Source organism: Brevibacillus brevis NBRC 100599 (genome assembly GCF_000010165.1).
GTDB lineage: Bacteria > Bacillota > Bacilli > Brevibacillales > Brevibacillaceae > Brevibacillus > Brevibacillus brevis_D.
The window spans coordinates 5,115,857-5,127,994 of the sequence record NC_012491.1; the positions used below are offsets into that span (position 1 = coordinate 5,115,857).

15 protein-coding genes are annotated in these 12,138 nt (G+C 47.7%); 5 read left to right on the forward strand and 10 right to left on the reverse strand.

What is annotated here, in order from left to right; all coding sequences use genetic code 11:
* The first annotated feature begins 175 nt into the window (after window positions 1-175).
* Entirely contained in the window at window positions 176-2,230 is a 2,055-nt protein-coding gene (locus tag BBR47_RS24320; RefSeq protein ID WP_015893099.1) for a methyl-accepting chemotaxis protein, read from the forward strand.
* Between the two features lie 55 nt (window positions 2,231-2,285).
* Here BBR47_RS24320 and gcvH read toward each other — a convergent pair whose 3' ends face one another.
* From gcvH to BBR47_RS24355, 7 genes are all read right to left on the reverse strand, one after another.
* On the reverse strand, window positions 2,286-2,666 hold the full coding sequence (gene gcvH / locus BBR47_RS24325) for a glycine cleavage system protein GcvH (RefSeq protein WP_007726364.1): 381 nt from the start codon (window positions 2,664-2,666) through the stop codon (window positions 2,286-2,288).
* A gap of 59 nt (window positions 2,667-2,725) precedes the next feature.
* Complete coding sequence (locus tag BBR47_RS24330) at window positions 2,726-3,178, reverse strand: redoxin domain-containing protein (RefSeq protein WP_015893100.1); 453 nt, start codon at window positions 3,176-3,178, stop codon at window positions 2,726-2,728.
* Window positions 3,179-3,211: 33 nt separating this feature from the next.
* Window positions 3,212-4,402 (reverse strand): aminotransferase class I/II-fold pyridoxal phosphate-dependent enzyme, encoded by a 1,191-nt coding sequence (locus tag BBR47_RS24335; protein WP_041749626.1) that lies wholly within the window; start codon window positions 4,400-4,402, stop codon window positions 3,212-3,214.
* Window positions 4,399-4,764, reverse strand: coding sequence for an arsenate reductase family protein (locus BBR47_RS24340; protein ID WP_041749627.1), 366 nt, complete (start codon window positions 4,762-4,764; stop codon window positions 4,399-4,401). The genes BBR47_RS24335 and BBR47_RS24340 overlap by 4 nt, the downstream gene beginning before the upstream one ends.
* 123 nt (window positions 4,765-4,887) lie before the next feature.
* Complete coding sequence (locus tag BBR47_RS24345; RefSeq protein ID WP_015893103.1) at window positions 4,888-5,307, reverse strand: hypothetical protein; 420 nt, start codon at window positions 5,305-5,307, stop codon at window positions 4,888-4,890.
* Between the two features lie 83 nt (window positions 5,308-5,390).
* Window positions 5,391-5,582, reverse strand: a complete 192-nt coding sequence (locus BBR47_RS24350; RefSeq protein ID WP_015893104.1) for a hypothetical protein — start codon at window positions 5,580-5,582, stop codon at window positions 5,391-5,393.
* Window positions 5,583-5,628: 46 nt separating this feature from the next.
* The gene (locus tag BBR47_RS24355) at window positions 5,629-6,441 is read right to left on the reverse strand and encodes a DUF2797 domain-containing protein (RefSeq protein ID WP_015893105.1); all 813 of its coding nucleotides are present in this window, start codon (window positions 6,439-6,441) and stop codon (window positions 5,629-5,631) included.
* A gap of 141 nt (window positions 6,442-6,582) precedes the next feature.
* Here BBR47_RS24355 and BBR47_RS24360 point away from each other — a divergent pair, with 141 nt between their 5' ends.
* Window positions 6,583-7,284 carry a polysaccharide deacetylase family protein gene (locus BBR47_RS24360; RefSeq protein ID WP_015893106.1) on the forward strand — a complete coding sequence of 234 codons (702 nt, stop codon included), beginning with the start codon at window positions 6,583-6,585 and terminating at the stop codon, window positions 7,282-7,284.
* A gap of 57 nt (window positions 7,285-7,341) precedes the next feature.
* Here BBR47_RS24360 and BBR47_RS24365 read toward each other — a convergent pair whose 3' ends face one another.
* Window positions 7,342-8,070: an amino acid ABC transporter ATP-binding protein gene (locus tag BBR47_RS24365; protein WP_015893107.1), complete on the reverse strand. Its 729-nt coding sequence runs from the start codon at window positions 8,068-8,070 to the stop codon at window positions 7,342-7,344.
* 207 nt (window positions 8,071-8,277) lie between these two features.
* On the opposite strand from BBR47_RS24365, the gene sppA reads away from it, so the two are divergent.
* The 3 genes from sppA (at window position 8,278) to BBR47_RS24380 (ending at window position 10,892) form a co-directional block, all read left to right on the forward strand.
* Window positions 8,278-9,243, forward strand: coding sequence for a signal peptide peptidase SppA (gene sppA / locus BBR47_RS24370; protein ID WP_015893108.1), 966 nt, complete (start codon window positions 8,278-8,280; stop codon window positions 9,241-9,243).
* A gap of 29 nt (window positions 9,244-9,272) precedes the next feature.
* A complete protein-coding gene (locus BBR47_RS24375) occupies window positions 9,273-9,764 on the forward strand; it encodes an RDD family protein (RefSeq protein ID WP_015893109.1) in 492 nt (163 codons plus the stop codon).
* A gap of 117 nt (window positions 9,765-9,881) precedes the next feature.
* Window positions 9,882-10,892 (forward strand): CAP-associated domain-containing protein, encoded by a 1,011-nt coding sequence (locus BBR47_RS24380; RefSeq protein ID WP_041749628.1) that lies wholly within the window; start codon window positions 9,882-9,884, stop codon window positions 10,890-10,892.
* A 79-nt stretch (window positions 10,893-10,971) separates the two neighbouring features.
* Here BBR47_RS24380 and BBR47_RS24385 read toward each other — a convergent pair whose 3' ends face one another.
* Both BBR47_RS24385 and BBR47_RS24390 read right to left on the reverse strand, forming a co-directional pair.
* Window positions 10,972-11,838, reverse strand: coding sequence for an IS3 family transposase (locus tag BBR47_RS24385; protein ID WP_162023108.1), 867 nt, complete (start codon window positions 11,836-11,838; stop codon window positions 10,972-10,974).
* The gene (locus tag BBR47_RS24390; protein WP_012686239.1) at window positions 11,805-12,134 is read right to left on the reverse strand and encodes a helix-turn-helix domain-containing protein; all 330 of its coding nucleotides are present in this window, start codon (window positions 12,132-12,134) and stop codon (window positions 11,805-11,807) included. Before BBR47_RS24390 ends, BBR47_RS24385 begins: the two co-directional genes overlap by 34 nt.
* Window positions 12,135-12,138 lie beyond the last annotated feature (4 nt).

Sequence of the window (12,138 nt, forward strand, 5' to 3'; positions counted from 1 at the left end):
GAAGTAAGATTTGGTTTATCCATTTTACTCGATTTGCTTAGATTCATGCAACATTTTCTGATTAGTATGAATATTTCCCCTCATTTGCCTAAATCCATCATAAAAGCTAGTCTTAATCTATCCGATAATAAGGAATAATAATCATTTTAGTAAAATTCAAAAGGAGAGCGGTTTCATGCTTCGTTTCAAAAGTCTTCGTGCTCGAACCCTGACCATTACCCTGCCTGTCATTATCTTGACACTTTTGCTTGTCGTGGGCATCGGTTTCTGGTTCTCTGTCGACCAACTGAATCGGGAAATTGAAGACAAACTCAATAATCAGCTAGATATGGTCGGCAGTAATGTAGAAAAGCAATTGGAAGCCCATAGCAAGGTAACATTGAGTATGGCTCGCTTTATTGAAATCGGTCCTATTACAAATTCGCTGGAGCAGTTAAATTCCCTGCTGTCCAAGACTGTTCTCATTAATGATACGACGGTTGGAATGGGAATTTTCATGGAACCTTACGCTTTAGACCCGAACAAGAAACTCGTTGCTACTTACGGGGCTAAGACAGACGGGAAGGTTAACATTACAGGTGAGTACAGCAGTGATTCTTATAACTATCCAAATCAAGACTGGTACAAGGTCGGTATTTCAACCAAGAAGGAAACCGATTATTCCGAGCCGTACTTTGACGAGGTTTCCAAGGTCTCCATGGTGACGGTAGTCGCGCCTTTTTACACGCCGGATAAAAAGCTTCTGGGTGTGGCCACAGACGATATTACACTCACTGACGTGGAAAAACTCGTCTCCAGTACAAAAGTAGGCGAAACAGGCTGGGCCTTTTTGGTGGATCAAAAAGGGAGATACCTCGCCCATCCTCAAGCAGACAAGCTCATGAATCATTCCGTTCAATCTGACGAGAATGCCTCCTTGGCAGCAATCGGTCCTTCTCTTCTAGAAGAGAAATCAGGAATGAAGACGTTTACCGATGAAAACGGCACCAATCGTGTTTATTTTCAAGAGCTCGGAGATACAAACTGGACAATCGCTCTCGTGATGCCAGAAAAAGAAATTGCCGATCCACTCTATGACTTGTTCTTTCAGCTTTGTACGGTGAGTCTGATCGGTCTGTTGATCATGATTGCTGTCATTTATTACTTCAGCAAATACTTGACCAAACAAATCGATCGCGCCAACCAGCTGGCGCATGGCCTCTCCAATGGCGATTTTACCGCTTCCATGGATATTCAGACAGCCGATGAGATGGGGGTTATGGCAAACCGCTTCAACTCCATGACGGCAACCCTGCGCGAAACGCTAGGTCAAGTCAGCTTCAACGCACAACAGGTTGCTGCTACGTCTGAACAATTGATGGCAAGTGCGGAACAGACGAGCAAAGCAACAGAGCAGATCGCTCAATCCGTTCAAGAAATTGCCTACGGTACGGAGCAGCAAGTGGACGCGACCGTTCAAGGCTATGAGGTTATCAACGAGATTGCCGTCCACATCGAAACGATGGAAAAAGGCATTGAGGATGTAAATCTCTCTACACAAGAAGCGAACCGCCAAGCCACAGATGGCAATCAGATGGCAACCAAAACGGTCGAGCACATGGATGTGATCCATAGCCAGATGGCCAAGACCTCCACCATTGTCAATTCGCTAGGCCAACGCTCCCAAGAGATTGGAGAAATGATCTCACTCATCACGACGATCGCCAATCAAACCAACCTCCTCGCTCTGAACGCCGCTATTGAAGCAGCGCGCGCCGGAGAACAAGGACGAGGCTTTGCGGTTGTAGCCGACGAGGTGCGCAAGCTGGCGGAGCAGTCGAGCTCAGCCGCCGAGCAGGTCAGTCACATCGTCACGGTGATTCAGCAGGACACAGGCTCAGCAATTGCGGCAATGAATCATGGCGCTACTATTTTGGGAGAAGGCATGACTCTCGTTCGCTCAACAGGAAATGCATTTGAGCAAATTACGGGCTCCACGTCGGAGTTGCTTGTCCGCATGAATGAAGTGACAACGGAAATGAGCAAGATCAGTCAGCAAATGCAGTCGATTGTATCCGCCATTACACATATTACACAAATCGCAGAGCAATCAGCCGGTAACTCTCAAACCGTTGCAGCAGCAGCGGAAGAGCAAACCGCTTCCATGGAGGAAATCTCTTCGGCTGCAACGATGCTCGCGAAAATGGCAGAAGAGCTTAATGATGCAGTACGAACATTCAAGTTGGAGTAGTTCGTCCATAACACAAAGAAAAGCCGGAGCACAAAAGCCCCGGCTTTTTTGTTTCCTATTCTTTTACCATCGCTTCGTATTTGTCTGCATCCATCAGCTTGTCCAACTCAGCTGTATCAGACAATTCGACGACGATCATCCATGCTTGCTCGTATGGCGAAGAGTTAACCAGTTCAGGTGCGTCTTCCAGTTCGCCATTTACTTCTACTACTTTACCAGTTACAGGAGCGTACAGTTCAGAAACGGTTTTTACCGATTCCACGCTGCCAAACGGCTCATCCTGTTGGATTGTCGCGCCTACCTCAGGCAACTCGACAAACACGATGTCACCCAGCTCTGCTTGAGCAAAAGAAGTGATTCCGATGTACGCCTTGTTTCCTTCTACTCGCACCCACTCATGCTCTTCACTGTAACGTAGATTTTTCGGGAATTCCATCGTTTACATATCCTCCTATCGGGTACAATCCATTACACATACATAATTAGACGAACATTCTAGGATTCCTCTTTGATCCCCAAAATTCTGAACAAGCGTTTTTTTACCAGTTGAAGACCCTTCTCTCCTGCCTGAAAATGACGTAACTGAAGAGCCTCGTCAAACAAATAAAAAGCGGGGACGTATTCATTCTGGAATGTATCGGCTATCTTTCTATCATTATCGATTGCAATAGGGTGTGTCAAATGTTGTTCTGCAATCGCCTTCTTGATCATCTCGATATCTGTATCTTTTTCCGAATGAGGCGTATGAATTCCAATGACCTTCAAACCGTTAGCAGCGTATTGGTCTCGCCATTCATTTATGCTTGGCATCGATTCCTTGCACATGTAACAACTGACGGACCAGATGTGCACCAAAACAGGATTTCCAGCCAAATCAGCTTTGGTTGCTTGCCCGTTGATCCACTCCGTAATCCCAGGAAAGTTAGGCATTTCTTCGCGCAAACGCATGAAAGCTCATCCCCTCTTTTTTGACTTCAACCGTTACACACTTGTTTTCATGCGAAGAATCCCGGATTGATCAATGGCAGCCACCGCTTCTAACAGGATCTCAGGAGGTTGGACGAGAGCAATTCGTACATATCCTTCTCCTTCTTCACCGAAGGCACTTCCCGGAACGACCACGACTCCGGCTTGCTCCAGTAAAGCGAAGGCAAACTCTCGTGACGTCCAGCCGTTCGGTACAGCTGCCCAGACGAACATGGTCGCCTTGGGAGATGGAATACTCCATCCTGCCTTTGCCAATGCCCCCAGCAGCACATCACGCCGTTCCTGGTAAACGGGCGCGACTGTGTTTTCCCCACCCGATTCCCGATCCTTTCGCAAAGCCTCAATGGCCATTTGCTGTACAGGCAAAAAGACGCCGTAATCGATATTCGATTTTACGATCGCAAGCGGCTTGATGATGTCTGCATTCCCTACAACGTAAGCAATCCGGCAGCCTGCCATGTTGAAGCTCTTGGAAAACGAATTAAATTCAATTCCCACTTCTTTCGCTCCCGGCACTTGCAGAAAGCTCGGCGCTTGGTAGCCGTCAAACACCATCTCCGAATAGGCCAAATCATGAACCACGATAATGTCAAAACGCTTGGCAAAAGCCACGACCTCTTCAAAAAAGGCAAGGGTAGCGACCGCGGAAACCGGATTATTCGGATAGTTCAGAATCATAAACGTTGCACGAGCCGCAATCTCCTCTGGAATGTCTGTCAGCTTTGGCAAAAATTCATTTTCTGCCCGCAAAGGCATCCGGTAAGGTACCGCTCCCGCCAAGTGAAGACTGCCTTCGTAGATCGGATACCCAGGATCAGGTACGAGAACGATATCTCCAGGATCGGTCCATGCCAAAGCAAAGTGAGCCAAACCATCCTGTGAACCCATCAAGGAATGAACCTCCCCATCCGGCGCCAGCTCCACCCCAAAACGATATTGATACCAGCGGGCGACCTCTTCTCGGAAGGCCGCCGTCCCCTCGCTCAACGGATAGCGAAAAGAGTTGGGTTGCCAGATAGCATGGATTAGCGTTTGCAGAAGCTTCTCGTCTGGCTGCTGATCAGGACTGCCGATGCTCAAGTCGTATACCGTTCTTGTTTTGGCAACTTCCCTTTTGCGAGCATCCATTTCTGAAAAAATATCGGCGGAAAGATGGTTCAGTCTTTTGGAAGGTTGGCGCATCATGCCTTCCCTCCCCAAGCCTTCTCCAGTTCTTCTTCTTTGAACCCAAGGGTTACGGTGCGATCACTTGCGATAAGAGGCCGTTTGATCAGCTTGCCATTGGAAGCTAACAGCTCAAGCATTTCATCCTCTGACATCGTAGGAAGCTTGTCCTTCAAGCCCAGCTCGCGGTATTGGACACCACTCACATTGAAAAACTTGCGCAAATCGAGGCCGCTAGTCTGCCAAATTTGGCGTAGCTCTTCTTTGGACGGCGGTGCATCCACGATCGGAATTTCTTCGAAGCCAATATTTTGATCCGTGAGCCATTTTTTCGCTTTGCGGCATGTATCACATTTGTTGTATAGATAGGCTTTCATCGTCATACTCATTTCCTCGCTTTTGGTTTATGTCGTCGTTTCTTTCATTGTAAAAGAAGTACACCTAGCGGACAACGTTTACCGTATTGTAAAACGTCACGCCAGATTCTGCAGTTTCCGGCACTTCAATCAGCAAGTAATGATTAAGTATGGAATGATCTGCCCCTTCTCCAAATTCATACGTTTGATAATGGACGAGCATTTCCTCCATCCAGATTCTAATTCCCTCAATCTCCACCGAATCTGTTTCGCTCTGGGATGTTTTAGAACTTTTTTGTAGTTATGGTTGTCCGGATCTTTTTGCATTTGTAACAGTTCGGCTTCGTTATACTCGAGGCCTACACCCTTGTCGTCTGTCCAATCAAACGCTTCAACAACGGCGTCACGGTCCACCAACTTCTGACTCGCTTGTGTAGAAATAACCGTCGTTTCAAGTGCTGCTTTTTTCGTATTCATATTTCCGATCTGCTTTGCCCCGATTTCGTAAATCCCCCACATGCAACCGATTAGCACCATCGCTACCCATAAAGAATGCAACCAGACTCGCATACGTCTGCCTCCTCACGTATTCACCGTGCTAAACAAAAACGACAGCCATCACGTTCTTCTGGCTGTCGTTCATAAGTAAGCTGCTATTGCGGCAAGTTGCTTTCATTGCTCCTGCGATCCGCAGTCTCTTCTTCATTGGTCTGAACATCAGGATTTACCTGCCACATTTGCGAAAGCGGCGAGAAGGGCACCCCTAGTTGCTTGACATCCTGGTCTTCCACGGCCTCAGCCAGTGTCCCGGTTAAAGGCATGGTGTACTCGATGTGCTCATCCATCTGCCATCCTCCTTCACATGTCCTAGTGTGAGGAGTTTGCAGGTCATTATGCAGACGTTTTTGCTTTGATCTCGACTTGGTAGCCAGCGTGCTTCCTCACCTGGAATACACCCATTTCAAAAATCAAATACTGTGCTTTCACACCGATCAATCGCCCGCCGAGTTGTTCTTCTTTATCAAGCGTTTTGGAATTAATTTTATCCAGTGACTCCAAGATCGGATAAGCAATATCTACCCATTCGTCCTCGCGATATTGAAACGCTTTAAACTGTTCAGGAAAATGACCGTACACTTCGTCACGCATGGCGAGCAAGTCGATTTCCTTCACATCTCCCTTGAGCATTTTGCGCCAGTTGGTCTTGTCCGGCAAAAACTGACTCAAGTGGAATTCAAGCTCCCCAGCCATCCGACGAGTAGGAAGCTCTGCAATCGGAATCGCGCGAATTGCGCCTTGATCCACCCAGCGTCTTAATTCATTATGCTTGCGAGTCAATCCTACCTTTATATCACTCGACACTGCCAGATAGACAAAATGCGGAATCATGCAATATCTCTCGCCGAAGCTCTCGTCCCGGCAAGTCCCCAAGTCAAAATGACATTCATGCGGCTTGACGATGCATAAGTCATTTTCCGGCAGCTTGGTAAAACAGGGATAGCAATACCCGCTGTTAAACGTCTTGTTTGTTTTGCGGCCACAGGCAATGCAATTTTTTTCGCCTAAAAACGAAATCGTCAATTCACTGCCCAGCCATTCATTAAGCGGAAGGCGATACCCGCCGATATTCAAATAGTAGTCTACCGGCTTGTCCCCTCCATGGTACTCGTGTGTTAGTCCTTGCAAAATACCGCGGAGTTCCACCAAACTCTCTCCTCTCCTATGTACGGTTCTTCCATTTTAACATAACCGCCACCTACTCTGACCGCTGTTTTCTTTTGGTAGCATGTTTTCCCTGGTAGGAGGTGAACCTAATCACATCCCAGAAGAAGGAGGCGATTGTTCATGCGCAACTACATACGGTACGCCTTGCTACTCGTCTGCCTTCTTGGCTACGGCACCCTACCTGCTTTTGCCCAGCAAACACTGCCTTCGTATGAGCCGATCCACAGAATCGACACAGAGAAAAAGGTCGTCGCTCTCACTTTTGATGATGGGCCCGATGCTATCTATACGCCCAAAATTCTTGAGGTGTTGCATCAGTACAACGTTCGGGCTACGTTTTTTGTCCTTGGCTCCCAAGTGGACAAGCATCCAAAGGTCATGCAGTGGATTTACAAAGCTGGGCACGAAATCGGAAACCACGGCTACCACCATTTTGATCTGAACAAGCTGACCGAGCATGAAGTGTACGAAGAAATCAAGCATGCAGAGCGCTCTATTTTGAAGACGACCGGCATTTTGGCGCAATACTACCGTCCGCCCTACGGCATCATGACACATGACGTCATGAATGCCGTTCAATCCAGTGGCTACGACATCATTCACTGGTCTGTTGATCCTCGTGATTGGTCTTTGGCACGCACAGCTAACGTCATAGCCAAAAGCGTCAAGAGCAATGTCTCCTCCGGGGATATCATCCTGTTTCATGACGGGGGCTTAAACCAGCGGCAAACAGTCGCCGCTCTCCGGGAGCTCATCACGGATTTGCGTTCGCAGGGGTATCGATTTGTCACGGTCAGCCAATTGTTGGATGCAGCAAAATAATACGGCACCAGTGCCTCGTTTTCATGATAAGAAACGAAGCGCTGGTGCCTTTCTTTTTCACGCCAATACCTTGCCCAAGAATGAACGCAAGCGGTCGTTGACGTTATTGCCAAAAACCTCACTGGGATGACCTTCTGCCATAATGATACCTTGATCCATAAAAATGATTCGGTCGCCCACTTCCTTGGCAAAATTCATTTCGTGCGTCACGATCACCATTGTCATGCCTTCTTTGGCTAAATTTTTGATGACGGCAAGCACCTCTCCCACCAGCTCTGGGTCTAAGGCGGATGTCGGCTCGTCAAACAGCATAACCTTTGGATTCATCGCGAGCGCCCTTGCAATTGCTACTCGTTGCATCTGCCCCCCAGAAAGCCGCTCGGGATACACATCAGCCTTGTCCTGAAGCCCTACCTTCTGCAAGAGAGCCAAGCCTTGCTTGCGGGCTTCTTCCTGAGACATTTTCTTTACTTTTACAGGGGCCAGCATGACGTTTTCCAGCACCGTTTTATGCGGAAAGAGATTAAAGCGCTGAAAGACCATCCCGACCTCTTCTCTTACTTTATTTATATCGGTCTTGGGGTCTGACAAATCATGTCCGTTGATGACAATCTTTCCGCTGCTCATTTCCTCCAGCTGATTCAAGCAACGTAGAAACGTGCTTTTGCCTGAGCCTGACGGACCAATGACACAGACTACTTCCTTTTCTGTTACCTGAGTCGTAATGCCCTTCAACACTTTCAGATCGCCGTAGTTCTTCGTCAAATTCGACACCTGTATAATCATTTGTCTGTCCCCCTATTGCGATAAAACAAGCTTGATTGTGGTTCATCCCCTTTCATTTTACCGCAATAGTCTAAAAATTGCATGAATTTACTATTCGGTGGGTGAATGCAAGCCTCATAGACGATCGACTCCATCCCATTTTTTCCAGTGCTTGTCGCATGCGTAACTATGCTCCCGGCGGCTCATGCTAAGTGTGAGGTGGTTTTCATGCATCGAAAAAAATGGGTCGCTCTTGTAATCGTACTGGCCGTTTTTCTATTAGGGCTTTTGGTCGAAGGTATTTACGGGACTTATACAGATCTCGTCGACCATCCTGGGTTCGCTTGGGAAGAAAATGTGGTATCCGGTTATGGCAACAGCAAAATTGTGCAGCTGTTTGTGAACGGCACTATTTCGGGGCAACAGAATAGCGCTGGGGTGCCTTCGATGACGGAGCTATTGACTGAACAGCTACGCCGAATTGAAGAGGATGAGCTGGTGAAAGCCTTGGTCCTTCGCATTGATAGTCCAGGTGGAGAGGTGGTCGCTACCGATGAACTACACAGACGCTTGCTACGGCTCAAGCAGGTTCGTAATCTTCCCATCGTTGTCAGCATGGGTTCCACAGCAGCCTCTGGCGGCTATTACTTGGCTACAACAGGCGATGCGATTTTTGCCAATCCCAACACACTAACTGGCAGTCTGGGCGTGATTTTCAATCTGTTTAACTATAGTGAAGCTGCGAACAAGCTGGGTGTGCATCAATACGCGATCAAAAGCGGACGCTTCAAAGACATCGGCAGTCCATCCCGGCCACTGACGGACCCAGAACGGCACATTTTCCAAACACTCGTCAACGAAAGCTATAACAATTTCGTCGATGTCATCGTCAAGGGCCGCAACCTCTCCCGTCAACGCGTACTGGAAATCGCTGACGGCCGTGTCTATTCCGGTGAGCAAGCAAAACGCATGGGACTCATCGATGAATTCGGTGATCTGGAGGAAGCGACACGCTACGCGCTCTCTTTGTCTGGAGAAAAAGAAGCTATGGTCATCCGCTATGCAGACCAGCTCTCCATCAGCAAGCTATTATTCAGCATGAAGCAGTACTGGTCGAATCCTGATCCGCTTGGTCTCAATCGAATATGGGACCGCCAAAGCTCACCTCGCCTCCTGTATCAGTTCATGCCTTAGCCTGTTAAAAAGGAAAGGAGTGGCTTCTCATGAACCAGCTTCTCGACGATGAAAAAGCACATGATCCTGCATCCCATGAGTCCTATCATGAAGCCCCTCCACAGCATTCGTATGCAGGCTTCTGGATTCGTGTCGTAGCCTCGCTCCTTGATTCGATGTTCTTGATCGGGATTAGCTACCTCGTTTTCAATCCGTTACGTCGTGTTTTTTCTGTTCCTTACGCCTCTTTTCACTTCATCGATTTGGTAGAGGTTTTGTTTGATCTCCTCTATATGATCTTGTTGACTTGGTGGACCGGACAAACCTTGGGAAAGCTGATCACAGGCATCCGTGTCATCAGTGCCAAGCAGGTGCGAGGCAATCTGACAGGCGGACAAGTATTTTTACGAGAAGTCATCGGTAAATTCGTCGCTTCACTCGTATTCGGACTGGGCTATCTATGGGTTGCCTGGCACCCACGCAAGCAAGGCTGGCATGATCTGATCGCCAAAACGTATGTCATCCGGGATCGTCGCTCGTAACCTCCGCTCTATAGCGGGGGTTTTATTTTTGCTTCCTTGGTCCCTATTTTTGTAGAGGCTTCCTGCCGATACCATTACCAACAAGGCAGATTCTATCTCAACCGAGGAGGAAGATACATGCGTAAACACAAAGTAACCAGCATCCTCGCCCTGAGCCTTTCGCTGGCTCTGCTCGGCCACGTTGCCCCTGTCCTTCCTGTTTCAGCTGCAACGGCTGCCCCTCAAGCAGCAGCCGTTAAAACCAATAACGTCTATAATCTTCAACTAGGAATGAGCACAGCGCAGGTCGAACAAACATTAGGCAAGCCTGCCCGCATTGATCCTAGTCATACGGGTGTGGAATGGTGGATTTACAATCAAGATTTGAACAACTACATTCAAGTCGGCATGCAAAACGGCAAAGTTGTGACATTGTTTACCAATGGAGCCAAGCTGAATTTGAAAGGCATCACGATTGGATCTACTACTAAAGACCTACAAAATAGCTGGGGTGCACCGCAAGACACGCTGACGATCATGCCGAGTCTGCGTATCCAAAAGAATACCCTTGCTCATCCGACCTATATCCAAAACAATCAAGCGATCACCTTCTCTATCGATCAGCTGGGTGGAAACAAGGTCGCAGGAGTACGCATCTCTACTCCTGAGCATTTTGCCACCATTGCGATTGGCTTGATGTATCCCATTTCCTATACGAAATTACCGGAACTGCCGAAACTGACAGACGCACAGATGAAGCAGGCAACGCTCGCATACGAGAAACAAAATTTGGACTTGCTCAACGTGGCGAGACAACGTGCCAAACTGCCTGTTATCACTTGGGATGAACAAGTGGCAGCAGTAGCTAGAGCACACAGCCAAGACATGGGCCAGCATAACTTTTTCAACCATACCTCCCCTTCTACGGGAAGTCCGTTTGATCGTTTGAAGCAAGCTGGCATTCGTTACAGCTCAGCTGGTGAAAATATTGCCTACGGACAGCTAGATGGAGTCGAAGCCCATATGAGCTGGATGAACTCCGCAGGCCATCGTCAAAACTTGCTCAATCCAAAATTCAAGCAGCTCGGTGTCGGTATCGTTATGAAAGATGGCCGCCCGTATTTCACGCAAAATTTTGTTACTCGCTAAGTTTTGCGTGACTGCTTCAAAAGACGACCCTATCCTCAAATTTGGTCAAGACCCCATTTAGTGGACATTGAAATAAGCCCTAGGCTATAAGCTGGCGTCGGTATTCAACCGGCGTCAGCTTATTTAGTTTTCGTTGTGCTCTTTTCTCGTTATAAAAGAGAATAAATTCTTCTATTCGCCTTTGTGCTTCCTCTATACTTCGGATATCATAGGGATAGAGTGCTTCAACTTTCAGATGCGAAAAGAAGCTCTCCATAGAGGCGTTGTCATAACAATTGCCTCGGCGTGACATGCTGATTTGGGCTCCAACCTTTGGCAGCATGTCGTGGTAAGCATGGGACGTGTACTGGTACCCTTGATCGCTGTGAACGATCAATCCAGCCACGTCTTTTTGTTTTTCAAATGCTTTCTTGAAGGTTTCTAACACAAGTGGATTATCGTTACGCTGGCTTAGATGATAAGCGACAATCTCATTGTTCCATAGATCTTTTATAGCAGATAAGTAAATCCGATGGTCAAATACCCGAAACTGTGTGACATCCGTTACCCACTTTTGATTAGGCCCTTCCGCAGTGAAATTCCGTTGCAGCAAATTTTCCGTGATTCTGCCATCCGACACAGCCGTTTCATAACTGGTACGGTGGATGTATTTACGACGGATGATTGCCTGCATGCCTAGCTCCTGCATGAGACGTAGCACTTTCTTGTGATTTACTTTCAGGTTATATTGGCGGTATAACTCGTCCTGGACACGACGATAGCCAACCGTCTTGTCCCGTTCTTCATAAATGCTTCTGATTTTGCGTTTGAGATGTTCGTCGGGATCATTGTCCTTGCGTTTCACATACGCATAGTAACCGCTTCGGCTTATACCTAAACAAGCGCACAGTTCTTGAACGCTTCGTTTGTCCCTTAGCTCGTCAACGACGATGTGCTTGTTTTGCAACCCTCCCGATTCAAGATTTGTAACCACTTTTTTAAGACATCTACCTCCAGTTGTAGACGCCGAATTTCCCGGTCCTGCTCCGTTTCAACCCGATGAGGATTTCCACGCCCGTCCTTGAATGATGCATCTCCATTTTCACGATACTTTCTCATCCAAGTTCTGACGCGGTATTTATCCTGGACCCCTAGGTGTTCTGCAATCTTTCTGTAGCTCCATCCTTCTTCCACGTGCAAGCGAACCGCTTCTACCTTGAGTGATTCTGGATAATGTTTACATTTGTGTCCTTTCACTGCCATGACG

Coding starts and splice junctions, on each gene's coding strand:
- BBR47_RS24345 (WP_015893103.1), bottom strand. CDS start 5,307: ATGCGAGTCTGGTTGCATTCTTTATGGGTAGCGATGGTGCTAATCGGT.
- BBR47_RS24350 (WP_015893104.1), bottom strand. CDS start 5,582: ATGGATGAGCACATCGAGTACACCATGCCTTTAACCGGGACACTGGCT.
- BBR47_RS24320 (WP_015893099.1), top strand. CDS start 176: ATGCTTCGTTTCAAAAGTCTTCGTGCTCGAACCCTGACCATTACCCTG.
- BBR47_RS24340 (WP_041749627.1), bottom strand. CDS start 4,764: ATGACGATGAAAGCCTATCTATACAACAAATGTGATACATGCCGCAAA.
- BBR47_RS24330 (WP_015893100.1), bottom strand. CDS start 3,178: ATGCGTTTGCGCGAAGAAATGCCTAACTTTCCTGGGATTACGGAGTGG.
- sppA (WP_015893108.1), top strand. CDS start 8,278: ATGCATCGAAAAAAATGGGTCGCTCTTGTAATCGTACTGGCCGTTTTT.
- BBR47_RS24335 (WP_041749626.1), bottom strand. CDS start 4,402: ATGATGCGCCAACCTTCCAAAAGACTGAACCATCTTTCCGCCGATATT.
- BBR47_RS24390 (WP_012686239.1), bottom strand. CDS start 12,134: ATGGCAGTGAAAGGACACAAATGTAAACATTATCCAGAATCACTCAAG.
- BBR47_RS24360 (WP_015893106.1), top strand. CDS start 6,583: ATGCGCAACTACATACGGTACGCCTTGCTACTCGTCTGCCTTCTTGGC.
- BBR47_RS24375 (WP_015893109.1), top strand. CDS start 9,273: ATGAACCAGCTTCTCGACGATGAAAAAGCACATGATCCTGCATCCCAT.
- gcvH (WP_007726364.1), bottom strand. CDS start 2,666: ATGGAATTCCCGAAAAATCTACGTTACAGTGAAGAGCATGAGTGGGTG.
- BBR47_RS24380 (WP_041749628.1), top strand. CDS start 9,882: ATGCGTAAACACAAAGTAACCAGCATCCTCGCCCTGAGCCTTTCGCTG.
- BBR47_RS24365 (WP_015893107.1), bottom strand. CDS start 8,070: ATGATTATACAGGTGTCGAATTTGACGAAGAACTACGGCGATCTGAAA.